Annotated in this window: 14 protein-coding genes; 5 read left to right on the top strand and 9 right to left on the bottom strand. The window is 60.8% G+C overall.

Annotation, left to right across the window (positions count from 1 at the left end):
* Positions 1-193 precede the first annotated feature (193 nt).
* Positions 194-4,210 carry a TIR domain-containing protein gene (locus tag ACILSO_RS23555; protein ID WP_395739924.1) on the bottom strand — a complete coding sequence of 1,339 codons (4,017 nt, stop codon included), beginning with the start codon at positions 4,208-4,210 and terminating at the stop codon, positions 194-196.
* 15 nt (positions 4,211-4,225) lie between these two features.
* Here ACILSO_RS23555 and ACILSO_RS23560 point away from each other — a divergent pair, with 15 nt between their 5' ends.
* A complete protein-coding gene (locus ACILSO_RS23560) occupies positions 4,226-4,480 on the top strand; it encodes a hypothetical protein (protein WP_395739925.1) in 255 nt (84 codons plus the stop codon).
* A gap of 311 nt (positions 4,481-4,791) precedes the next feature.
* Here the strand turns inward: ACILSO_RS23560 and ACILSO_RS23565 are convergent, their stop codons facing one another.
* The 6 genes from ACILSO_RS23565 to ACILSO_RS23590 all read right to left on the bottom strand — a co-directional run bounded on the left by ACILSO_RS23565 (position 4,792) and on the right by ACILSO_RS23590 (position 10,180).
* On the bottom strand, positions 4,792-5,787 hold the full coding sequence (locus tag ACILSO_RS23565) for a hypothetical protein (RefSeq protein ID WP_395739926.1): 996 nt from the start codon (positions 5,785-5,787) through the stop codon (positions 4,792-4,794).
* Between the two features lie 46 nt (positions 5,788-5,833).
* Positions 5,834-6,841: an AAA family ATPase gene (locus ACILSO_RS23570; protein ID WP_395739927.1), complete on the bottom strand. Its 1,008-nt coding sequence runs from the start codon at positions 6,839-6,841 to the stop codon at positions 5,834-5,836.
* Positions 6,842-6,852: 11 nt separating this feature from the next.
* Positions 6,853-8,319 (bottom strand): toll/interleukin-1 receptor domain-containing protein, encoded by a 1,467-nt coding sequence (locus ACILSO_RS23575; protein ID WP_395739928.1) that lies wholly within the window; start codon positions 8,317-8,319, stop codon positions 6,853-6,855.
* 279 nt (positions 8,320-8,598) lie between these two features.
* Positions 8,599-8,790, bottom strand: coding sequence for a hypothetical protein (locus tag ACILSO_RS23580; protein ID WP_395739929.1), 192 nt, complete (start codon positions 8,788-8,790; stop codon positions 8,599-8,601).
* A gap of 395 nt (positions 8,791-9,185) precedes the next feature.
* Positions 9,186-9,638 (bottom strand): RES family NAD+ phosphorylase, encoded by a 453-nt coding sequence (locus ACILSO_RS23585; RefSeq protein WP_395739930.1) that lies wholly within the window; start codon positions 9,636-9,638, stop codon positions 9,186-9,188.
* Positions 9,635-10,180 (bottom strand): antitoxin Xre/MbcA/ParS toxin-binding domain-containing protein, encoded by a 546-nt coding sequence (locus ACILSO_RS23590; RefSeq protein ID WP_395739931.1) that lies wholly within the window; start codon positions 10,178-10,180, stop codon positions 9,635-9,637. The genes ACILSO_RS23585 and ACILSO_RS23590 overlap by 4 nt, the downstream gene beginning before the upstream one ends.
* Positions 10,181-10,418: 238 nt before the next feature.
* Between ACILSO_RS23590 and ACILSO_RS23595 the strand changes: the two genes are divergently transcribed.
* Positions 10,419-12,485 (top strand): DUF262 domain-containing protein, encoded by a 2,067-nt coding sequence (locus ACILSO_RS23595; RefSeq protein ID WP_395739932.1) that lies wholly within the window; start codon positions 10,419-10,421, stop codon positions 12,483-12,485.
* 209 nt (positions 12,486-12,694) lie between these two features.
* On the opposite strand, the gene ACILSO_RS23600 is transcribed toward ACILSO_RS23595, so the two are convergent.
* The gene (locus ACILSO_RS23600) at positions 12,695-16,291 is read right to left on the bottom strand and encodes a GAF domain-containing protein (RefSeq protein WP_395739933.1); all 3,597 of its coding nucleotides are present in this window, start codon (positions 16,289-16,291) and stop codon (positions 12,695-12,697) included.
* Positions 16,292-16,706: 415 nt separating this feature from the next.
* On the opposite strand from ACILSO_RS23600, the gene ACILSO_RS23605 reads away from it, so the two are divergent.
* Complete coding sequence (locus ACILSO_RS23605; protein ID WP_395739934.1) at positions 16,707-18,686, top strand: hypothetical protein; 1,980 nt, start codon at positions 16,707-16,709, stop codon at positions 18,684-18,686.
* Between the two features lie 392 nt (positions 18,687-19,078).
* On the opposite strand, the gene ACILSO_RS23610 is transcribed toward ACILSO_RS23605, so the two are convergent.
* The gene (locus tag ACILSO_RS23610; RefSeq protein WP_395739935.1) at positions 19,079-21,286 is read right to left on the bottom strand and encodes a phospholipase D-like domain-containing protein; all 2,208 of its coding nucleotides are present in this window, start codon (positions 21,284-21,286) and stop codon (positions 19,079-19,081) included.
* A 642-nt stretch (positions 21,287-21,928) separates the two neighbouring features.
* Between ACILSO_RS23610 and ACILSO_RS23615 the strand changes: the two genes are divergently transcribed.
* A complete protein-coding gene (locus tag ACILSO_RS23615; protein WP_395739936.1) occupies positions 21,929-23,032 on the top strand; it encodes a hypothetical protein in 1,104 nt (367 codons plus the stop codon).
* 127 nt (positions 23,033-23,159) lie between these two features.
* A complete protein-coding gene (locus ACILSO_RS23620) occupies positions 23,160-24,053 on the top strand; it encodes a glycosyl hydrolase 108 family protein (RefSeq protein WP_395739937.1) in 894 nt (297 codons plus the stop codon).
* Positions 24,054-24,403 lie beyond the last annotated feature (350 nt).

Consider the following 24,403-nt stretch of genomic DNA (forward strand, 5'->3'; position numbering starts at 1 on the left):
GGCAGAAAAGGGGCGGGTGGAAATGGCGCGTGAGCGGAAAATGAGAGGGGGGGGGCTTACTGTTCTCTGTTCTCTTGGGAAAAGAGTTCCATTTTTGTGTTGGTGGGAGGATGACGAACGGCGGGGCGGCAGAAGCGATTTCGACAGGGGTCCAAGCCGTCTTTGGTGCCTTGAGGCGATCAAACCATGGGACTCATGCCTGGGACACCCATGAGTAAGCTGACTGACGGCGATTTTGCTCTTCCTCCTCTTCCTGCATGCGCCTCTGGTTGAGGACATTCAGCAACTCCAAGCGGCGCTGCTCCAAGGTGACGGGCTCGGCAGCGGGGACCTTGGACGGTGCCTCGATCTCGGCCAGCCGTTGGACAATCATGTCGGCTATCACTTCAGGGCTGCGTTCGCGTGCATCGAGGATGACAGTATTTCTGAGGAAGCTGTCTGCGAGCTCCCCTTCACCGATCCGGATGGGAAAGAACCGAAGGCGATCGCGGGCGTCCGTGCTGGATTGCAGTGTGACGAGGCGTTCCCTGAGGGCTTCAATCCCAGTCACTCCCCAGAAATTGCGCGAATATGATCCGTCCACGCCGAGGACGATCATTTGCGCGTTCGCAAAGACTTCCTGAATGGTGCCGTCTGATGAATGCTCCTCCGCAACGTATTGATACCATTCGTTAAAATACACGGTGCCGCGCCCGAGGCGTGCCTCACAGGCTTCTGCGACGGAGCGCGCGATCTCACGCGAGCTGGAGGCCATAGAAAGGGCAACTTTGAAGCTGGATGCTGGAGGTAGGGGAACTCGCGGAGCAGAGTCTTGCGACTGCGGTAGCTCGTCGTGTGCTGCTGCTTCGCAGGCCCGCAGGGTGGCCTGGGCGGCTGCGAGCTTGGGCGAGTTGAGACGGGTGAAGATCTCCACGGCAAGGCCGGCGTAGGGCACCGCTTCCACGGCTCTCCCTTGTGCGACAAGGGCCTCGGCGATGCTACGATGGCTCTCGGCGATCCATTCCTGCCGCCCGAGTTCCACGGACAATCTGAGCGACTCGCGGGCGAGAGATTCGGCGCGCTGAAAGTCGTACCGGGCCAGCGCCAAATTTGCCAAATTGCCTGTGAGCGCTGCGATGTTGGACGCGTCACCCTTCTGGTGGGCCATAGAAAGCGCCTCCTGAAAATGCGCATCAGCGGCTTGCAAGACGCCGGTAAGCCACTCGGCATCGGCAAGTTCACTGAGAACGGCGATCCCATCCACCTCACCGGCTGGAAGCCGGCGGTGCAATACAAGCACCTCCTGAAAGGCGGTGATGGCGGCACTGTAGTCTTGATTCAGTTTGAAACCGCGCCCCATCAACAGAAGAGCGTGGGCGCGCATTCGTTCACCTTCACTGCTGCTGGATGAGGAAAAGGCTCTTTGCCAGTACGCCAGAGCACGATCCGCGCAGGACAGCACAGCATCCGTCTCTCTGCGATGGTAGTGGCCAATGCCGGCGTGACAGGCCCGCCACGCAGCATTTTCATGGTCTCGTGCCGCCACGGCTTTTTCTTCGGCCTGCTGATTGAGAGCGATGAGCACATCCCAACGCCCTTTGAACTCGAGAAAGTTGAAAAGCGCGTCGCATACTTGTTGCAGTCGCTGGTTCGGTCCGGCGAGGAAGAGTGGAATGGCCGGGACCACTCCAGGCCAGACAGCTTCCAGGACAGCAAACTGTTCGTAGCGACGCCCGCTGGACTCCCGAATCAATGCATAGGCGCGTTCTTCCAGACGGCGGCCGGCTTCTGCCACGACATCCGGACGCTTCATGCGAAGAAGATCAGACACGGTCGAAACGATGGCGAAGCTCTCCGCCTGCCGATCTGGAACCACCAAAGCGAACCGCGTCAAATCTTTGATGGCATTCAGCGCGGCCGTGCTCGAAAGCCCGGCGACTTCGGCGAGGTGGTTCGCCTCGGCCCCTTGCGTAAAGTAGGTCAGCGCAGCCAGAGACTGTGTTTCGGCGGTGGTCAATGTTTCCAGCAGATCTCCAAGGATGAACTCGATTGGATCATGGCTTCTGCGAGCCATGCTGCACAGTTCCAGAGCGGCTGAAATGCTGCGGACGGAGCCACGCCCTAGCAGGCCCGCCACCCAGCGCAGCAGGAGGGGATTTCCCCCAGTCTGCCCACATAGCTGCTCACGCTCCTTCGCGCTGGCCGTGGCGAGCAGTGGCTGGTCGGCTGCCAATATTTCCAAGTAAGCCGAAGCGGCCGCTTGTTCGAGCCCCTCCAACGGTATGAAATGTTCGACACGGAAGGGACGACGACTGGCAAGGATGGCCTTGCCGAGCGGCTGCAGACTTTCGAGGAACTCAATCAGCAATCTCCATTCGTAGTCCCCCAGATTCTCCAGGCGATCGAAGACAAACAGAAACTTCTTCTTCTCCGACTCGAGCGCAGCCGTGATGAGGTCGATGCATTCGGCCTGCGGCAATTCCGCCACATGCGGGAGCCCCAGCAGCTGCGCGAGATCGTGCATGAGGTCGGTGAAAGCAGGCACCATGGAAGTGCTCTGCGACACGCTGCCACGCTGCGGCTGGCTCCGATTTTTTGAGGCGAGAAAAATCACGCGGTCAAACTGCGGCGCAGCCACCTCCGCCGCACGTATGGCCAGTGTGGTCTTGCCGATGCCTGCGGGGCCCCACACGAGCACGCCCCACGTGTGGCTATGCGGCTGCAGGACGTCGGCTATCCTCTGCAACTCCTTCTCCCGACCACGGAAGGATCCGATCGGCGGAAGGTTATTAATCGTCTCGGAGGGCGAGGGGCGGGCTGTCGTCCGCCCATCCTCGGAATCACTTTTATCGGCGAAGTACTTTTTCAACCGCGCGATGATCCGAGCATACAGCCCATAAGCGAACTCCTGCTGCCCATCGGCGTTGCCGAACTCATCGAAGGCAACGCCACGCGTACCGCGTGGCGGGGCGTGGAGATAGATCTGATGTTCCTCAAGCCCTTTGAGATCATGATGGTCAAAATCGATGCGGCACAGGCCCACAGGCAGGCAGAGCTTGTCCTCATTCACAAACTGTGGCAGCCTACGCCCGCTGATAAAGTTGCTGCCCAGAAACGCCGGGCTGAGAAGAAGAAGGCCAAAGTCGCATTCGTAAACTGCCCTTTGAATCTCCTCATGCCAGTACTCGCCGATCAGCACATTCGTATCCTTCCATCGTTGGAATTCGAAGTCTTTGCTTGCGGCAATATGCTTGTTTAACTCGGCAATCAGCTTGTCCGAAGTCACGCTGTCTACCCGAGCACAGGAAACGAAGTAGCGCACGATGCGCTTCGTGGACTCTGGTGGTGGAGTGTCATTCTCTCGAAATGAGACGTCCTCACTCAATGGTCTAGCCTGTTGTGTGGCGTTGACATCAGTAACTCGAATGCTTTTGAGCAGGCGCGCAAAAGCGGCTTCAAAAGCGTCATCATCTTTCCAGCTCGTGAAATCTGGAATGAAGTTCTGGCGCACTTCCCTAGCGATATCCTCCTTACTGTCAGCATCAAAGCATTCCCATTCTTGCAGCGTGGCATGATCTACCAGACGGATTGGAAAGAGTTTGCGTTGGCCGGTCTTGCGTTCGGCCTTGCGCGCTTTGCGAATTTCGGCCATCACCCACTCGCTTTGCAAGCTGGCGGGTGACAGCAAGATGAGCAACTTGTCAAATATCCTAATGGCTTGATCAATCTGATCATGCAGGGCCTCGCCGCCCTGAAGGTCAGCAGGTGCAAACCAGACGCGGACATGCTCCTGCTGAAGTCTGGCATGCAACCGATGGGCAAACTCCTCATCTTTGGAACTGTAACTGATGAAACAGGAGTAAAACTGTATGCCTTCATCTTCTTCCACGCCCAGCTCTTTTTTGCTAACCAAATACGTGCGACCGGCGAGCGTGCGCAGGCGAAGGGGTTCATTTTGAAACGCTTTGAGACCGACGCGCTCCCCGCGTGCGATCGGTATCAGTTCAGTCCAGTCGGCATCTGCGCCGATGGCATAGTCGAGTTCCACGGGATCGAAGTCGGGCACCTGGATGCCGAACTCAGCTTCGGGGAGATCTCCGAGGATGAACTGGCCGTTGCGATAGTAGACGCCTAACTCGCGGGTGGGGATGCGGGAGAAGTCGAGGATGAGATCGCCGGGGGAGGCTTCTGTGCTGGTGCTGCGGCCGGAGGTGCGGCGGAGGGTGAGCATGCCGGAGGCCATGCTGTGAAGCGTGCCCATGCGGGGGTGGTCGCGGGCCTCTGGCGGGAGGCGGGGCCACATTTCGGTGATCCATTGGGCGAGGGGGAGGCGGGTGCCGGTGCTGATGGTGCCGATGCCTCGGAGGATGAGCTGCTCAAGCTCGGCTTTGCCATCATCGCCGGCCAGGGCGAGATAGACGAGCTGCTCCTCCCACTGCAGCACGGCGGGTGCGGCGGCGTGGGCGGTCTGTATGATCTCACGGGCTGTCCTGAACCATGAAGGCTGCGCCTTGAGTCGGGGTCGCAAGACGTGCAGGACATCGGCCTGGAGGGTGATGGCGTCGGCTCCGCGGCTTTCGGTGAAGCTGCTGAACCAGAGGCCGGACTCTGCGGCGACGGTGAGTGGCGGGCCGGGGGTGATGCGGTTCCACCCGAGGCGCAGGGCGCGGAGGAGCTCGGGCTCGATGGAACGGGCGAGGGAGGCGACGGTGGCGAGGGCGAAGACGTGTGGCTGCTGCTTTTCACAGGCGGCGAGCATGTCGCGCATGCGGTTGCGCCGCTTTTCCCTGAGGGGTGTGTCCGGTTCCGGTGTCAGCGGGGGCATGAGCGGAGGGCGGTGCGGGGTGAGGTTTCGCGGTCCCAGAGCAGGGCGCTGACGGTGCGGGCGGCGAGGCCTGCGGGCCAGCAGTGCTCCTTGTCTGATGGCAGGAGGGCGGTGATGGGTGCGTGGCTGCTTTCGGCCAGCTGAAAGAGGGGCTGCCAGGGGGCCCAGTCCATGTGGCTGGCGGCGGTGGCGTCCTGCCCGACACCGAAGTCGGTGACGAGGAGCACGGGCATCTGCTCGTGAAAGGTGGGGGCTTCCATGTCGGACCATTGCAGCCGGGAGGCGGCGGGGCCGAAGGGAGCCATCTCAAACCATGCCTCCTTTACGAGCGCGACTCCAAGAAGACGCTGCAACCGGGCGACGAGCTCGCTTTGATCTCTCCAGAAGGGCTGCATGGACTCGGAGCGGTCCAGCAGGACGTGGACGCCTTTGGTGAGGGTGCCGTGTTTTTTGAAGGGGAGCGTCTCCAGGGGGCGGTCCTGGGAGAGGTGCCGCTCCAGCGTGCGGAAGTCGATCTCCCGCGAGTCCGCGGAGGTGGCGAGTGCGGCGGTGAAGATGCCCTGAAACCAGCGCTCCTCCAGCAGGGGGAGATGGCGGGGACGCTCCAGCGCCTGCCTGAGCGTGGAAGGGGCGATCTCGCCTGCCGCGAGGATCTCGTCCTTGAGCTTGCCGAAGTGCTGCTCGAAGAGCAGTGGCTTTTCTTCCACGGGCTGCAGCAGTTTCAACTTTTTGGCGGCAGGTGCGGGTGCGGAACGTGGCGGCTGGGGGGCAGGTGTCTGGCCTGCAAGCGGACTGCCGTCGGGCGCTGCCACTGGCGCCGGGAGTGCGGCGGCCTTCTCCTGCCAGACGAGGCCGAGGGCGGTGGCGAGCCACTGCGCATGCACACCGCCCTGCACGCCGAGCATGGCGGACGCCTGAAGAGCCTCCGCCAGACCGACTTCGGTGCGGGTGTTTCTCCAGTGCTGGGGCGTTGCGGGGTTCATGAAACAGGAGGCGGACGGTGCGGTGGCGGAACGAGGCGGGGCTAGGCTATTTTTTCAGCAGGACGCTTTTTTCCACGACGTCCCACTTGTCATGGGTGGGGGTGAACCCGCGGGTGAGGCAGAAGCGCAGCGCATCGAGAAACTCGGCGACGCTGGGCCGCTGCTTTTTGGGGTCTGTGCGGAGGTCCAGGCATTTGCGGGCGACGGCTTTGACCATGGCATCGCCATTTCCCTCGCCTGCGGCATCGCGTGTGAGATTGCGTTCATCAATGAGGGGCTGCATGTGCAGGGCGGCGATCGTCTGAAGGCGCTGGAGCTTCTTCTCGGGGTCCCCAGGCTCGCCGAGGGTGTGAACGACGCAGCGGCGCAGGAAGGCTGCGGGGAGATCGCGCTCTTCATTGGTGGTGATGACGGTGAGGAGGCTGCCGTGCTGGCCTTCTGCGGGAGGCACCAGGGGGCGGTCCACGACCATGTCCGCCTCCTCGACGCGAAAGCGATTGGTGCCGAGCACTTCGAGAAGGTCATTGGGCACATTGGGGTCGGCTTTGTCGATCTCATCGATGAGGACGACGGCACGGAGGGGATCGCGTGGTTCCTTGCTCTGGGCGTTGACTTCAGGGAAGGGCTCGAGTGACTGGGGGAGGCTGAGGGCTTTCGTGCGGTTGAAGGCCCACCAAAGCGGGCCTGGCGTGACGTAATTCACCGCAGAGATGTTTTTCCGGCGCTGGCCATCGCGCGCGTCACGCAGTCGGCGCAGGGCATCGAAGCGCCAGAGGAGATCGCGCGCCTCAGTGCGGCCGGTGACGGTGTGCTCGTAGTAGCGCCAGCCGAGAATGCGGGCGATGAAGGGGGCGAAGGAGGACTTGCCAGAGCCGGGCTCTCCGCGCAGGAGCAGCGGGCGCTGGGTGACGATGGCGACCTCGGTGACGAATTGCAGCTGCTCGTCTTCGCAGTAAACCCGGCCGGAGCGGTCGTCCGGGCGGTAGGCCTCCGCACTCAAGGGGGCCAGACTTTTCCATTGCAAAAAGGGCGTGTATTCCGTGGGCAAGGTCATGGTGCGGTGGATTAATTGAAATTGTTTCTGAGGAGGGTTTCGCAGTCGTCTTTGAGCTGGTCCAGAGCATCAAGGCTGGCATCCACAAGAGGGGGCTGGAGCTGGCGGGCATCGGCGTGAAGCTGCGCCGGCGCTGCCTCGTCGAGAACAAAAAAGACGAGGTGCGGATAGCGCAGCCGGAGGGCGGTGATGACCGGCGCCCGATTGAACCTGGCGGTGAGCTGGCAGACGAGGACGCGCTGTGACTGCGCATAATTTTGCACGGCGTCCTTCAGAGACTGCTGATCATTTTGCGACTGGGGATCAAAGTGAAGCCCTTTTCTTCCGTTGCGCGTGAGCTCCTTCCAGAGGGCATCGTCCACGAGTGCGACGAGGGAGTCCGCATCTTCCAGATCATCGGTGGGTGCGGTGATGGAAATGTTTTTGACGATGAGGCCCATCGACTGAGCCTCGACCGAGGCACGGGCATGGTAGTGCTGTGCGATGTCTGACTGGTGGGTGTTTAGCACGAGCCAGCCATGGGTGTCCGGCCGCTGGAGGGCGTGGAGAAGGGTCTCCACACTTTGATTCATGACCCAGTTCATGACGAGGTACCTGCCGAGCTTGCCTGCCTGCTCCTTTGAAAGGGCACCGATCAGCTTGGTGAACGCCTGGCTGCAGATGTCCGCCTTCTCCTGGTGCGGCAGCCGGGCCTGCGCCTCGTGCAGCAGGTTTGCCTTTTCCTCGTGCAGCAGGTTTGCCATGGCCCAGCCGAAGCGCAGGGACTGCGCGGCCTCATTGCTCAGGGCCGCCTCAGCGACATTGAGCCTGAGCGGCGGCACGGTGCGCTGCAGGATGCGGGGCGGCAGCGCGGCGAGGAGATCGGCGACATCCTGCACCCAGGCGGAGCACTTCGGAGGGGTGCGCATGCCGGCCTGCAGCTCGGGCAGTGCGGCGATGGACCTGGCGATATCTTCAAGCGAGCGGCCGTTTTCAAACTTCAGGGTCAGCCGCTGGATTTCATTGAACTGAAAGGGCTCGTGAGTCTTGAGAAAGATGTCATCGATATTGCCATCTGGAAAGACCACCGGCACGACGGGAAGCGCCGGATTGATGGACTTGCGGAAGCACATGATGAGGGCTTCCGACCTGACCCAGGTGGAGCAGGAGGCCCTGGCATTGAGCAAAATGATGCAGGCACGGGCGGTGGCCAGATTGTGCAGGATTTTTGCGCGCCACGGAGCTCCGGGCTGCATGACTTCGGTGTCCAGAAAGACGTTCCAGCCCTTGTTCTCAAGCTCCTCCTTGAGCACCTTGCGCATTTTGAAGCAAGGATCGTCGGGACTGAGAGAATCCGTCGAATGGCTGATGAAAATGGTGGGCGTGGCGCCGGGATCAATGCAGTCCCCCGGCAGGCAAACGTGGCGCTCCGCAGGCTGTGCCTGCCCCCCTGCCTGCGCGGCGGTGATTTCGGGATCGCTGGGAGCGGGGTCGGCCATTTCGTGAAATACCTACGGGAGACGCGGGTATCCAACGAAGAAGGGGCGGGGTTTCAAGCCGAAGGTTTCGAGATTCGGACAGAAAGCGGCCGGATGGAGGTGCTGACATCTGGCAGATCACCGAGTGATCCAGGAAGGTGAAGAGCCTCGCACAAGAAGCCGTGGGAGGGTGGGTGCGCGGGCCGCCTGTGGCGCCAGTGACTGGTGAGGGGCGAAGGTGCCCACGGAATTTCGAAAGCGAAACCAATCATTGTGGCAGCAGCCCTGCCCGCTGATGCTTTACGCTGCGGTGCGGAGGACGAAGGATTCGGTGACCTGCCAGTTTTTGGGGCCGGCGTAGATGACTTTTCCTTCGATGTCTGAGTTCTCAAAGAGGCGGACCTGCACGGCGCGCATTTCCGGGGAGTTGGGGTGGGCTTCGCCGACGGAGGGGTGGGACTTCAGGACGAGGGGTTCGAAGGAGGGTTTCATATGCGTGTCATATCGCACGCTCCGTCCATTCGCGCCACCCGAGCGCGGTGTCGGGTGAACCCTGAGTGATGCGTCAGGCTGCCGGGGTGTTTTCTGCTTCCGACAATGAGTATTCGCGGCCACAAAGGGCGCCGGCCGCATGCAAAAGTGTTGGGGCAGGGCGTGCGGTGGCTGGTGCGGTGGTGGGATCGGCTGCCGGAACCGGCGGGGTGGCAAGGGCGCGGGTGTGAACTGGCCGGGGAGTCGTGGAGCAGCCGCATTTTTGGGCAGTTTTCAACGCGGGGAAGGCATGTGCGAGGCCCGGGCATGAAGGAGCATTTCCGGGTGGTAGACGTTATTTTCTACCACGTCATGCTTTCCAGGTGCGCCGCGATGCGAGGGGGGCGCGTGGGTGCTCAGAGAAAGCGGGGATCGAAGGAGAAGGGCGCGGGTCGGCCGAGGGTGATCCGGGGGAAATCGGGGTGCGCGGGGTTGAGGAGGTAGTTGTACTCGGTGGGGACGATGGCGCTGGGCACCTGCAGCACGGCGCTGCGGGCCTCGCGTGCCCAGAGATCGCCCACGGTGCGGACGGACGGGGGCGCGGGCTGCGCATGCCAGCCGGGCGGCAGGGAGGTGACTTTTTCCACCAGCGCGTCGTCGAACTCGAGCGGGATGACGGCGTACTGAAAAACGACGGGCGGATTGAGGTGCACGAGCGACTCCAGCACGGCCAGAGCCTGCGTGCTGCTGGTGTACACAAGGCTGACGCCGGGGGAGTTCCACCGGCCGCCGTAGAGCCGCGCGCCTTCGCCACTGAAGGCGGTGGCGGCGTGCTTCTGCTTTACGATGCGCCAGGCCTGCAGCTTCATGAGTAAACGCCGTACTCAATGCGGCCAAGGAGGTCTTCCACTTCACGGGCGCCGACTTCCGTCTCAGCGTATTCCAGGGGCACCGCGCCGCCGAGCGCGCGCTGCGGCGCGGCCAGCCAGCGCCGCGCGTTTTCCGTGGACTCCATGACGCCCACCGCCCGGCCCATGAGCCGCGCAAAACGGATGACGCGGTCTGATTCCGCAGCGTCCAGCCTGCCTGCCGCCATGCGCCGGTGCAGCGTGGCCTTGGAGATGCCAAGCATGGGCACCAGGCTCTCCATGGGGAGGTCCAGGCTGCTGCGCAAATCATGCAACTCCTGCACCGGCAGCCCTGCTTTGAGGGACTCGATCAGCCGGGGCAGCGTGTACTCCCCTGCCCCGCCCCGCCCCGGCTGCCCCTGCGCCAGGGAGGCCACAATGCCGCCGCCGCCGGCGCTGCTGACTTTACGGGTGCCTTTGCTGGCTGTGGGTGTAGGTGGGGTGATGTATATGGCGGCTACCTCCTGAACCTTCGATGAATGGTGGGCGGGCTTGCTTCTCATTTGAGATTATCAATCGTATCATTTGAGCGCGAGTCAAGCGGCACTTTTGTTTTGCCACGATGGAGGCGGCACGAGGTGCTGGCGAACTGTGTGCGCCTGCGGGAGACCGGGTGGATGGAAAAGCGCTGTAAAGGGGGAGGTGCCGAGGGTGGCTTTGTTTTATGCGGGCAATCCAAGAAATTCAGTGCCGGAACGCAAACGTTGTTTTAGGTTGTTCATTTACTTCTTACTTTTTTCAATGCCCACCACCAGCCAAACTTCCGAAACTTTTCAGTCGCTTTTCTTCTCCGCGCATGATGCTGCGCATATTCGGGTTCCGGACTATCAGCGGGCCTACTCGTGGGAGCCGAAGCAGGTGGACCTCTTCCTATCGGACCTGGATAAATACGCTGCGCCGGGGCGGAAGTATTACTTTGGGCATTTCATCGTGGAAGCCCCCTTGAGTGACGCTGCGGAGAGCGGGGATAATACGCAGGAAAGTCCCTGGGAGATCGTGGATGGGCAGCAGCGCCTGACAACGCTGGTGCTGTTTTTGCGGGTATGCCAGTTTCTGGCAGACGAAGAGGCAATGGCGCCGGACCCCGAGGTGCAGCGGGCCTTCTCGCTGATCAGGAATTTTCAGACGGTGAGCTATGATGCGGATGCGTTCACACGCATGGGCGAAAATCTCGCGGCGTATTTTCAGGACCGCGATGTGGCGGAGAAAAGCAAGCAGCCATCCGACGAGCTCATCTGCACGAGGCTGGGGCTGGACCAGAAGAGGTTCACGCATTCGCAGAAGCGCATGGCGCTGGCGCTGAGGCGCTTTTACCAGGCCTTTGAAAAAGGCGTGCGACCCAAGAACGCCGGGCCGGAGGATCTGCGTCTGAAGCGCGAATGCATTCCAGACTACATCCGCATGATGCTGGGGGCGCACTGCTCCTGCCACCGGACGCGTGACAAGGCGGTGGCAGTGCACATTTTTGAGATGCACAACACGCGGGGAGTTCCGCTGACTCCGCTGGAGATCTTGAAGGCGAAGCTGATGAAGTTTGTCTATGATAAAAGCCCTGAGAAACTCCAAAAGGAGCGCGTGCAGAAGATTCAGGATCACTTTGGCAGCATCTATGCCATGGAGGAGGGGCTGGCGGCGAAGAGCTTTCGCGGACAGATGACAATGCAGCAACTGCTGCAACTGCATCTGCAGGTGGTGGACGATGGGAGCAAGGCACTTCCAAAAGCCCATGAACATGAGCAGCGGAAGCAGGAGCATGAGTTCTGCTTTCCTGCGGACAATGCGGAGGCGGATGCGCTGATCGCCCATGTGGAGAACAGGCTTCATCACCACTATGACGGAAACCAACAGGGGATGCTGAAAACGGAAGATGAAGGCGTGCTGTACGCACTCGACCTTGCCCGGGAACTGGAGGCCTCCACACGCATTGTGAGCCAGACACTTCCGCAATGGGACGGCGAAGAGCCGCTGGTGGGTGATGTGCTGATTCTGGAGCGAAAGCTCAGCTGCCAGTTTTTTCTCGTCGCCTGCCGCCGCCTGTCCATGGAAGCAGCGCCCGCAGTGCGACATTACGGTCATGAGCTGCTGCGGCGGTGGGAGAGGCTGCTTTTCACCCGCGACTTCCACGGCGCCTACCATGGCAAGCACTACCGTGACAACTTCCCCCGATTGTTTGCAGAAATGGGCGCGGATCTGGAAAGCATGGAGGCTGTAATGGACCGCTACCTGAAAGATGGGTTCCGCTCTGATACGCGCGGGCTTCAGGGCATCGTTGCCAGACACCTGAGCATCCATAAGGAGAAAAACATCCTGATGAGCGCCTATGGCTGGTGGCTGGAAAAGATGAAGTATGTGCTCTACAAGTTTGAGCTGCCCCCGGCTGAGGTGGCGGGCAGGGATGCACACATCCGCAAGGTAATGAAGGGCACCATTTCCGTGGAGCACATCCTGCCGCAGGACTGGCAGACCATCAAGGCAGGCAGCTCACCTGAGGAGGCGCTGCAAAGCATCGCCATAGATGAGCAGGCAGAGTTCATCGGCAAGGTGGACAGCTGGATCAACGGCCTGGGAAACCTGCTTCTGCTGATGCCGGGAGAGAACTCGAGTGAGAGCAACAAGCACCCGGCTGACAAAAAATACTCCAGCCACCTGGCGGGGTCCTATGAGCAGCACCGCGCCAACAAAGATCGATGGCTGGACCCAAGGCAGTGGACCACGCTTATCGAGACGCGCGGCAACGATATCTACCGTTTCATGCTGGACTATTTCGACATCCCTGCGGCGGAGTCTTCAAGCGCGCTGGCGGCTTAGCCAGGCAGTGCGATGCGGTGCATTTGAAATCAACCGGGGCCGGGCCGCAATCAAGCGAGCCAGCCCCCCGTGCTGGCGAATGCAAAGAGGCGTTCTCAGTGCTCTGGGCGGCTTCCAGGCATCTGCATGAGGGGGAGTTGACAGACTTTGATCTGGGCGGGCAGGGAGAAGGAGGACTGGAGCTTGGGAATGGAGGCACCGCGCTGTCATCACTGCGCACCGGCGTAGTCGGGGGGCTTGCCGAGATACCAGCTGAGGTCTTCGCGGATCTGGCAGGCGATTTCGTAGAGCTTGCTTTCCAGCTGCGCGCCTTCCAGCTCCGCGAGGGCTGTCTTCTCCGTGCCGCCCATGAACTGCAGGGTGCGGAGGTCTCCACCTCCCTCGAGCTTGGTGGCTGTGGCGGAAACAAAGATGGGAAAGATGCTTTTGCCTTTAATCTTGAGGGTGTTTAAAAGCAGCGGGAGCTCTTTGCGACGGATGAATTTGCAGTTCATGAAGGTGGAATCCACCAGGAGCACTGCGGCGACGGAGGAATTCAGGGCTTTGCAGATTTCGACGTACCAGTGGTCGCCGGCGCTGATGTCTTCATCCGACCATTCCTTGATCTCCAACTCCTGGCCGATGCCCTGGGCCTGCAAATGATTTCTGAGCAGGTGCATGTACTGCCTGTTTTTGCCGGAGTAGCAGATGAAAAGCTTGTCTCCCAGCGCGCGGTCGCGGAGGCGGCAACAGACGGCGAGGGTGAGATCATCCACGACTCGGTTGGCGTGCTTGACGAGGATGGAGGTGCCGGGAATGAGCTTGGCCTCGTCTGTGAGGGCGTGGCCGGCGCCATGCTTGGTGAAGAATATGATGGGCACGTCTGACCCGGGCTTGAGTTCGGAGCGAATGTAGTGGGCGAGCTCGATGCCTTCCTTCCAGGCATCTCCGAGGGTGATGTCGAGCACCACGAGGGAGATCTGGGCCATCTGCGCGTCCCAGATGGTCTTGGCCTCGTTCATGGTGGTGACAGGACCTAGCACATGGTATTTTTCCCTGCGCAGGGCTTCGATGTAATAGTTTGCCTCGTCCGGGTCATCATCGACAAAGAGGATGCAGGGGCCGTGGCCGGGCTCTGGCGGGGAGAGCGGCGGCGCCAGGACGTGCTGGCCGGTCGGAAGGAGGATGCGGTAGGTATTGCCTGGAAGGTCGGTGCCGTGAAAGGTCCGCTCGTAGGTGATTCCACGGCTGCCGAGGCTGTCCGATGCCAGGCGTTTGACAATGCCAAGGCCTTTTTCGTCGTGCGCTGTGGAGAATGCTGGATCAAAGGGCTGGCCATTGTCTGAAACGATGAGGAGGTGGCCGCCGTCCTCATCCTTCAGGGAGCAGACAATCTTTTTTTCGTGGGAGGTGTGATTGGTGTGCCAGGCATACAGGTAGGCATTGGAGACGAGCTCGACTAAAATTCGCACGCAGGCACGTGCTTTGGGCCATGAAAAGGAGGTGCGGCAATATTCCTGATCCAGCGCCACCATGGGGCCGGAGATGGAGGACTCGTAAATTTTGGCCACGGTCTTGACGACGTTGGTGCAGTAGGCACTCATCTCGATGTCAGATCCGGCCTTCTTCTCATAGAGGAGTTTGACGAGTTCCTGGGTGTAGGAAAGTTTCAGCTGAGATTTGTTCAAAGCGCCCGCCGCCTCGGAAGGCGGCCCCTTCCCTGACTGCCCGGGCAGGGACTGGGCCACCTGGATAAGGCATGAAGAAACACGGTGATAAAAGTCATCAGACCAAAGCTCGTTGGCCATCTCGATGCGGTGGGTGTCTGTACGGTCCCAGAAGAAGACGAGGATGCGGACTTTTTTGTCTGCTCCTTTGAATTTGGCCTTCCAGACGCGGACCTGCATGACAGCGCCATCGCAAGGCCGGACGTGGTGTTCGAGCTTGCTGTTGATTCTGCCGCTGCGCAGGGTTTCCAGGTCATCCATGTAATAGGACAGCGCCTCATTGGGAAAAATATCCCAGTCGGTGCAGCCTTCGAGGCGCCCCATGTAGCCGGACTTGTTCTGGCCGGACTTTCCCCATACATGCTTTTTGAACTCGTCGTTGGCCCATTCGAACACGATCTTGGACTGGGGCTGGCATCTTTCGTCCGGCAGCTTTTCGTCCGCGCCCCACGCCTCCACACGTTTGGTGAAGACCATGAACGAGCCGCTGAGGCTGAGGATGTCAAAGAAGGTCTTTTTTTCCAGAAGGTCGGCGTTTTTGTTCCACTGCGAGATGCGCGCCGCCACCAGAAGTTGAAAAATGCGGATGATCTGGTCCGCAACGATGTGGCGGGGCGACTGCCGGTGGATGGTCCACAGCACGATGCAGCCCACACGCTTGCCGCCGAACTTCAATGGAAAGCCGAACAGAGGCGTGTTGATCTTCCACTTCTCAAGGGCTGTCTGGTCCACCGCGCCTTTTTGCTGATGGGGGTGCAGGCAGGTCAGACTGCCTTTGCCTTTCAACTCAAAGACCTGCCTGGCAAAGGAGGGCTTGTCGAGCATGTGCTTGAACTCAGCGGGGTTGGCGGTGATGTCCGGCGCGGCCACATAGGCGGCGACGCGCAGCCAATGGGATTCGGAATCACTCTCGTAACGGTAGATGAGGCCGGCGTCGTACCCCAATGACTCCAGGATGCCTTCGAGGACGGGCTGGAGGATTTTTTCCGGCTTGTTCTGCCTGAAAACCATGGCGCGCTGGAGCAGCCTGTTGAACTGCGCCTGCTGCACGGCGATGGCGGCCGCCTGGGCGATGTCGCGCAAGGCATCGATATGCCCGTCATTGAAAAATTCCTCCTGGAAGGCTTCGACATTGATGACGCCGACGGGATTGCCATGAAGATCAATGCGGACGGCGAGCTCGCTGCGCACCCTTTCGTCTGCTATGAGATAGTTTTCTTTGCGCAGATGCACTTCGTTGTCGCGGTCATAATCATCATTGCGGCTGAAGACTGCGCGCATGAAGGAATTGGGGTGGAGCACGGCGCCGGGCTTGATCTCGGGGCAGCTCGGCGCGCCGTTTTCGACGGCGGCGTAAACGAGGTCGCACTCCTTGCCCATCCACCACGCGAGGTCTCCGCGATCGGCTTTGAGAATGCGTACGGCGGCGCTGAGGATGATCTGAAAAAGATGCTGGGGATCTGTATTGTCCTTCAGCTGCTTGAGAGCGATCTGCCGCACGATTTTGCGTGCCTCGCTTTGTTCGGGGGAAACCGGATATGGCCAGAGAAGGGCAAGCATGAGGACCTGCTGAAACTGCAGCGCGAGCTGAAGATCCTCCGGGGTGAAACTGCCCTTGGCGCTGGGTGCGCCGTCCGGCCCGAGCTTGTTTTCGCACTTGAGCAGGCCAACGAGCCTGTCCTTTTCATCGCGCAGGGGCACCCAGAGAATGCTGTACAAATCGTGCTTGCCGAGGTGGTCCGGGGGTCTTTGCGAATGATACTCGGCCTTGGCGTCGAGGTCCTTTTTGTTGAGCGCGCCGGGGCCTTTTTCGCTGGCGCACCAGGAGGTGATGCCTTTGCCCGGCGCTGCCTTGGTGGGGAGGACGAGGCGTTTTTTGGCGGTGTCGCTCGAATTGATGGTGGCTACGAGCACCATGAACTCCGGGTCCTCGGGCTCCACTTCAAACAAGGCGGTGTTTTGAGAACGGATGTGCGTGGCGAGATCGCGGATGGCCTCTTTCAGGAGCTCGCTGCGCGGGCAGCCCGCCTTCGTCTTTGCCATGATTTTGCTGAGTGTGTCCAGACTGGGAAGATCGTTTGAACTGCTGGCGGCGGGCATGGCTGATCTTTGATAGGTATGAGTTTGTTTCTAAGACTCTGATTTAAAATCAAACGAAGGATAACACAGGCATTTTCAAAGTTTCAATACCTTGGCAAAGCATTTCCTGCGCGGATCCTGCCACCTTCAGAACTTTGCTTTGTCGGGGTCAACACGGTTTGCGTGGTAGGGTCTGCATGGATTTCGCGCTGCGGAGAGGGGTGCGATGTTGTGGGTTGTGGGACGCGGCGGCGCGGCTTCCATGGTATTTTCTTCCAGCTATGGGATTGCGTGAAATTTGGCCGAGTTTTCGCCTGATGCTTTTCAATACTTGTTTGACGTGTGCAAACTATGGATGCTTGGTCCTACGTCCTACGGGTGTTTCTATTAATGAAATGCGTCCGCAGGAGACTTAACTTCCCACCGGAGCACCGCCATGCCTGCCATCCTTGATGTCGCCATTGGAACGTTTTTTGTCTTCATGCTGTTCAGCATTGTGATCACGGCGCTCAATGAGGTGGTGCTGACGGCCTTTGACAAACGGGCGGACTTTCTGAGACTCGGCTTGAAGGAACTGCTGAGCGATTCGCAGGCGAAGGAGGTGGACGGCTACCTTTCCAAGGCGCTGCAGTACGGCACCCAGGAGTGGCAGTGGGCGCTCGCGTGGGTGCTGGGCCTGCCGGTGGTGGCCACGTTCATAAGCACGAGCGCCTATGTCTGGGTTCCTGCCATTGCAGTGCCGGTGGCGGTGCTCCTCCGCATGGGGTGGGCGCAAGCCAAGGCTAAGAAAGAAGCGGAAGCGAGGAAAGCCGCCGAGGATGCCAAAGACAAACCGAATGCGAAAGAGACCCAGGTGAAGAAAGAGGAGCAAGCCAAAGCAGCGAATGCGGGCGAGAAGCCCCAGGCAGAGAAAGTGGAAGGCAAAGCTCCGCAGGAAGTTCACGAAGATCCTGGGGCAGCAGCGCAGGATCAAGCTGACCCGGCGGCAGCAGCGGCGGCGGCGAAAGCGGAGCCGGGGGCTGCAGCGGCGGCAGTTCAAGCGCCGGCACCCGCCGCTCCGGCAACACCTGGCGCAGCACCAGCAGCACCTGCCGCACCTGCCGCACCTGCCGCACCTGCCGCACCTGCCGCACCGGCAGGAATGACGTCCACAAATTTGCCACAGAAGAAAAAAAGCATCAATGTGCAGAGCATTTTCAAGCATCCTCTGGTATTCTCGCTCTCAAAGGGGGAGTCGGACCCGTCCTACATCGAGGCGGGTGCGTTTTCCAAGGCGCTGCTGGATCTGCTGGTGCCTTCGATCAGTGAGGATGGCACCGGTGCGCTGAGGACAGCCCCGCCCACCGAAACGGAGCTGGCGGCGGCGATTCGGGACGTAGATCAGGAGGACCTGAAGAAGAGCCTGGCCGCGCTGCTGCGCTCCGCGGAGGGGAACGTGGAAAAATTTCAGGAGGCGGTGGAGGAGTGGTTCAACCTGAACATGGACCGGGTGACGGGCTGGTACAAACGCCACGCGCAGACGTGGCTGCTCGTGCTGGGCTTCATCCTGGCCATCGTGTGCAATGTGGACGCCCTGCGCATCATTCGTGCGCTGTCCACAAACCCCAATCTGGCGCAGGCGGTGGCGGCGCAGGCGGAGAAATACGCGAAGTCTGAAAAGGCCCCGGCTTCGAAGGAGGTGATCGACGCGGCACGGAAGGTGAAGGAAGACAAGATCGCGAGCGCCAAGGCGAACAAGCAGCAGGTGGAAGAGGCCATGAAGCCCGAGAAGTTGCTGAATGCGAAGAAGCAGCTGGACGAGGCCTGGACTGCGGCGGAGAAGGCGGATGCTGAGAAAGCGAAGGCTGCGCGTGCCGACCCTGCCAAGATGGAGCCGGCGGTGAAAGCGGCGCAGGAGGCGCTGGACGCTGCCATGAAGGCGGCGGATCCCAAAAAGCTCGCGGACGCGATCAAGGAGGTGGAGGACGCGGAAAACTGGGATGGCGCGCTGGCGGACTTTCGAAGCGACCTGGACCAGCTGAAAAAGACCGGCATCCCGATGGGATGGGAGCCGGACATGCGCAAGGAATTCGGCATCTTCATCAATCCGGCGGTCGAGGACTGGGGAAGCTGGACCCACAATGTGAAAAGCCCTCGTGAGTGGAACTGGAGGGTGCTGATGCAGGCGATGTGCGGCTGGGGGCTGATGGCGCTGGCGGCCTCGCTGGGGGCACCGTTTTGGTTTGACCTGCTGCAGCGGGTGATGAACCTGCGCGCCAATGGCCGTGCGCCGGATGAGAAGTCTCTGGGCACCAAGAAGGAAGACCCGAAGGACAAAACCGAGCCGGATCACGCCGCGGTGGGAGCGGCGGCCGGTGCCGCGGCAGGTGCTGCTGCTGCTGCTGCGGCGGCGGCGGCGGTGGTAAAACCCCATTGATGGTGAATTGCGCCATCGACTGACGCGAATGGGATGCTGTGAAGTTTGAAACCGGGAGCCTTGGAGCATGCGCTGCGCACTGCTGCGGCGGGATGACGTGACGGCGCTGCCGGGGAACGCGGTGTGCGGAGATGGCGCGCTTTCTTCGCTCAAGCTGCGAAGGGTAAACTGGGTTTGCTGGCCTTCGATGTGAGAACGTCAGCCTATTGGGTAGGTCTTTGGTAAGGTGTGGGTCGGGGCGATAAGGGAGCGCTGATCGACAGACAAGAGTGTCTGTCGTACGGTGAGCCTGCGGGTGCTGGGGAGTAGCGGGCACTCATTGCACCTCTTTGTTTCAAAGGCGGGCCGGGGTCCTTCCGGGGTGCGGTGGTCTTCGCGGTGGCTGAAGTGCGTTATTTTACGGGGGGCTTGGGCTTGGATTTTGTGGGCGCTTTTTTGGACTTCGGTGTGGCGGCTTTTTTCTTCACGGGAGCCTTGCTGGATTTTGCGGGGGCGGCTTTTTTCTTCACGGGAGCCTTCTTGGACTTTGCGGGGGCGGCTTTTTTCTTCACGGGAGCCTTGCTGGGCTTTGCGGGAGCGGCTTTTTTCTTCACGGGAGCCTTGCTGGGCTTTGCGGGAGCGGCTTTTTTCTTCACGGGAGCCTTGCTGGGCTTTGCGGGAGCGGCTTTTTTCTTCACGGGAGCCTTCTTAGACTTCGCTGCGGTGGTCTTGGGCTTGGCCGTGGCTTGGGGCTTTGAGGCCACCTTTGTTGTGGCCTTCGCGGAGACGGCTTTTTTCTTCACCGGACTCTTGCTGGCCTTTGCGGGGGGGGCTTTTTTTGCGGCGGTGCTGGTGGCGGATTTTTTGGGCTTTTTGGTGGCTGTGCTTTTGCCTGCGGAGGCCGCAGATGGGGAGGCTTTTTTCTTGGCGGACTTGCTGCTGCCGGGGCCTGCGGCGGGGCCGCCCATCCAGAAGGAGAGCTCCTGGGCACGGGCGCCGCCAGGCCTCCAGCCGTCGAGTGGTTTGAAGATCTGGCCGGCATTTCCGCCGCTGTGCAAAAAGGCGCGCCATGAGTAGTGGTCGTAGACGCCATTGATGTGCAGGGCGTAGGCCTGGGCGAGCGGCTGATTGCCTCGGATGATGATGAGGTTCTCGTCGTTGTTATCTGCGGCACTGGGGGAGAAATTGTGCGAGCCGGTGACGACGGCGCAGTCGGGAGAGAAGGGATCAATGACGATGACCTTCGAGTGCACGATGGCGATCATGTGCGCGGCCTGCATTTCTTTCACGGTGAACTCGGTTTCCTGGAAAGAGGGCTGATTTTTTTCGCTGATGCCGCCTGGCAGGATCACATCTCTGTGAAACGACTCCTTGGGCGATCCGGATTTGACGACGGCCCCTTCGACGCTGCCCATCTGCCCTTCGCTTTTGGGCGGATTGATGCTGGAGACGACGCCGCGCACATAGATGTCGTTTGTTTGCGCGCGATCGAGCAGGTCTGAGAGGAGCGGGGACTGGCCGGGGGTGAACATGAGGAAGAGCGCGCCCTGCTTTGCGCCGGCGATGAGCGCGCGGACGGCCGTGAATTCAGGCTGGTCTTTGGTGGCGGCAAAGAAGAGGGACACTTCCTTGTCGGTGGTGGGGGTTTTGTTGGACTGGACGAGCGCGGGCGTCATGTCGTCTCCTGCGGCGACGAGCTTGCCCCACTGGTCGAGGAAGCGTGCGGCGATGACGGGGCGCTGGAGGACGAGGACGTTGTTGAGCTGGGTGCAGAGGCCGGTGGTGGTCCAGTTGGTGCTGCCGGTGAGGACGCGCAGGGCGGTGCCGCCGGCGTCTGACTCGACCAGGAATTTATTGTGCACGCTGGGCGAGGATTTGCCGCTATGGGAGAGATCGCGGTGGCGGATTTCGAGGCCGGCGGCGGTGAGCTCCTGCGCGACCCATGGCTCTGTGGCGCCGCCATTGCCGAGGAGGACGTGGCCGCGTGCGCGGAAGGGCTTGAGCGCGTCTACCAGTTGATGGTCGTTTATTTCATAAATGGCCAGGTGGATGGTGCTGCCGCGCTGGTCGGCATCGTGCAGAAAGCTGATGATGGCGGGCAGGGCATCGCCGGAAAGGTAGCGGCGTGCGGGGAAGGCGGGGGTGGAGAGGTCCTGCAAAAATTTGCGGATGGAGGCGTCTGAGACATCGCCATTCACGAAGCGGCTGACGACCTGGGACATGAGGGTGCCGCGATTGAAGCAGGCGCTGAGTCCGTCTCCGGCGTCTGCGCTGGCGGTGAGCGGTGTGGTCCACTCGGAGGCTGCGGCGGCCACTGCGGTGAAGGTGCCGTCAGCGCCCTCGGTCATGGGGGTGATGCGGTAGGAGATCTTGTCTGCGCCGACGACGCTGTGGTCCGTCCAGAGGCAGCGGCGAATGGGCGAGAGGCTGGAGGAGATGCCGTCTTTGTCCACGGGCTTTTCACCGGGCTGCGGAGGGATGCGATTTGGAAGAAGGGTGACCTGCTGGGTGAGCTCATCGCGCCGCTCGATCTGAAAGCCCACCCATTCTTCAGGAAACGGTGCGGGCTGCCAGGCCAGGAGGATGTCGTCATTGTTGGCAAAGGCTTTGACTGTGATCATGGTGTGATGGGGATGAGTGTGGTGGTGACGGAGGAGGAGAGAGAAAAGGAGAAAGCGCCTGATGGGAAAGCCGGCGACGGTGTGCCTGTGAGTGTCATTGACTCAAGGCGTGGAATTCGGGCCGGTAAGGAAGCACTCACGAGTTAGATCGATGAGGTTATCAAAATAGCTTTTAAGATACAAGCGAATCGTTTAAAGGATCTTTGTGGTTATTTTGCTTTGTCACTCTGGCCGCAGAAAACACCAAACGTACGAAAAAAACGGGCGCTGGTTTTTTGGCGGATTCATCGGGTGCTATTTTTGCGGCTGCTATGTTGCCTCTTGGGGCGGCACGCCGTGGTAGCTTGATGCACTCGATGCGGGGCAGGAATGGTGGCCGGGGCCGTTTAAAAACCGGCGCTCCCAGTTGGGGCTTGTGCTTTGAGGGCATCGCCTGCGTGAGGGCGGGGCACGGGGGTGCATGGCGCGGTCCAATGCGGAGTTTGCCGGGACGGCACGGAGTGAGTGATTCATTTATTTTTTAAGTCACTCCCAGATCGTGATTGCGTGCATGGGGGGATTTGTTTTAAACCTGAGCATTCATTCACGGCATGGACGTCCTGTGTTTTTGATCATCCGCATGCCGCGCACTTTTCACCCGCCATGATCCACTCCTTCCGTCTTCTTCATCTGGCGCTGCTGGGCAGCCTTGCTTTCAGCGCATGCACCATGCCGGGGACGTTTGTCTCGTATTCGCAGAGCCAGCGCAGGAAGACGAAGGAGTATCAGGGGGCGACGCAGGACGCGAAGCTTTCGGATGCGCTGGCGTTTAACTACGCGAACAGCGTGGCCTCGATTTTTCAGGCGCGGGCGACGGGCGGGCGCTTTACGCGGGAGGCGTCTGACACGGCGCTGGCGGGCACGGCGGCGGTGACGGCGGCTTCGCAGACGTGGTCGATCAGCAAGCACAGCCTGGGCGTGCTGGGGCTCACGGGGCTGGGCATTGTGGAGCTGCGCAAGATCTTTGACTCGAAGGCGCGCGCGACGGCGTACCTGGAGGCGTCCCAGCGGATCCGCTATGCGATGAAGGATTTCCGCGCGTACAATCTGAATGCGGTGGACGAGCACCTGCTGTCTCCCAATGGCTGGACGCTGGCGAATGTGACGATGGCGAACATTCAAATTGTGGAGATGCTGCTGGCGGGCAGGCTGCCTTCTCCGCATGATCTGGAGCAGGCGAGCGAGCCGATGACGCCGGAGGGCGCGGTGCCGACGCTGAAGCCGGGGGCGCTGCCGCCAAACAACATCCAGGCGGCGTCTCTGACGGGCGCGCCACGGAGATCGGCGGCGGAGGCGCGGCTGCTGGCATCTCAGCTGGAGCTGAACCGGATGAAGGAGGTGAGTGCGGCGGAGATGGCGGCGGCGAAGAAGGCGCGTGATGATTTCAACACGCGGCTGCCGAGCCTGGAGGAGTTTGCGGAAGGGATGCAAAGGGTGCGTGACTCGATGACCAACCCTACCCCGGAGGAAAAGAACAAGAAGTGGGCGGCGGTGATAAAGGACGCCAATTTGACGGGCAAGATCAAGGGCGCCGGAGGGGCTCCGCCTGGCTTTGTGGACATCCAGGCCTACTACGAAAAAGTGGCGACGCCGGCGGAACAAAAAGCGCTGTCTGAGAGCGTGAACATGCATGCGCCGAAGCCAGTGAACCCGCCCTCCCTCCCTCAGGGAACAACCCCGCCGGCAACAACGACGCCATGCGCCTGAAGGCCTGTGTTCACGGCCCGCATCCCACCCGTCGCCCCCCTTCCCCCCACTTTGACGCCTGCGCTTTCATTCGCGTTTAGGTTTAACTTTTTGCTCTCTCCAAACCCAACTCAACCCACGAGGACTTATGCCTGACATTATCAATCTCAAAGCCGTTGCCACGCTGGAAGATTTCAGCAACGCTCTGAATGCCCTGGAACACCTGAACCACGAAGTGCTGGGCATGACGTCCTTCAAGCTGGGTGGCGACGCCATCAACCGGGTGACGACGGAATTGTCCGAGGATGTGTCCAAAATGCCCCGTCTGGTGTGCACGGAGGTGCCGAAGGGCGCGCGTGACAGTGATCTCGCGGCGGCCACGACGGCGAAGGACAAGGCGGATATCCGGGAGGCGTTCCTGACTTTTGCCTCGGACATTCTGATGAATCAGGATGCGGTGAGCTATGAGGAGGTGGCGCTGGGCCTGGACACGGATCCGAAGAAGACGATCACGGAGGTGCTGATCACCCGCCAGGCGCCGCCGCTGCCGCCGAGTTCCGCGAAGCGGGAGAAGCCGGGCGACTCCGCGCTGAAGGCGCCGCCGCCAGGGGACTCCAGCGAGACGTTTCGCACGTTCATGCCGTTCATCTTTGCGTGGGAGGGGCGGACGTTTGAGAATGATCCGGATGATCCCGGCGGCGCGACGAAGTTTGGGATCGACCAGCGCAGCCATCCGAATGTGGACATCAAAAACCTGACGGAGGAGCTGGCCCTGGCGATCTACTGGGAGGAGTGGAAGGACGACGGCTGCCCCGGCCTGCCACGGCCGTATGCGGAGGTGTTTTTCAACTGCGCGGTAAACATGGGCAAGGGCCGCGCAAACGGATTTCATGGTGTGGCCAAAGGGAACGCGAGTGTCTTCCTGGGTCTGCAGGAAGGATACTACCAAAGGCTGGCCCAGCAGGACCGCTTTAAAAAATACCTCAAAGGCTGGCTGAACCGAACCAAGGCGCTGCGGGACCGGTTTGGCATTCCGAGGTAGCGGGATGGGAAAGAGATGGGAGTGCGGGTGTGGAACTTTTGGATCACTTGAGCCGCTTCCACGCCTGAGCCGCCGTGGCTTTCCGTGAAATGAAGACCGACCACGAGCTGACAAATGCCGCAGGGGGTAGCTCCGCCTCGTGCGGTCATGGCAAATCGGATGCGGGTTCCGCTTCACGCCTGACCTCGGTTTGTTCGATAGGGTCGATAGGGTCGGCAGCGGGGACGATGAGTCCCTGGCAGCATTGACAAAAGCTCTCATACCCAAAACTGTTTCCGGAGGTTGCGCAGCGAAGTGTCAGGCGTCATTTCGTTTGAAGGCTTGAGGGGTCCGCGACCTGGCCGCGGAGG

The organism is Prosthecobacter sp. (genome assembly GCF_044226605.1).
Lineage (GTDB): Bacteria > Verrucomicrobiota > Verrucomicrobiia > Verrucomicrobiales > Verrucomicrobiaceae > Prosthecobacter.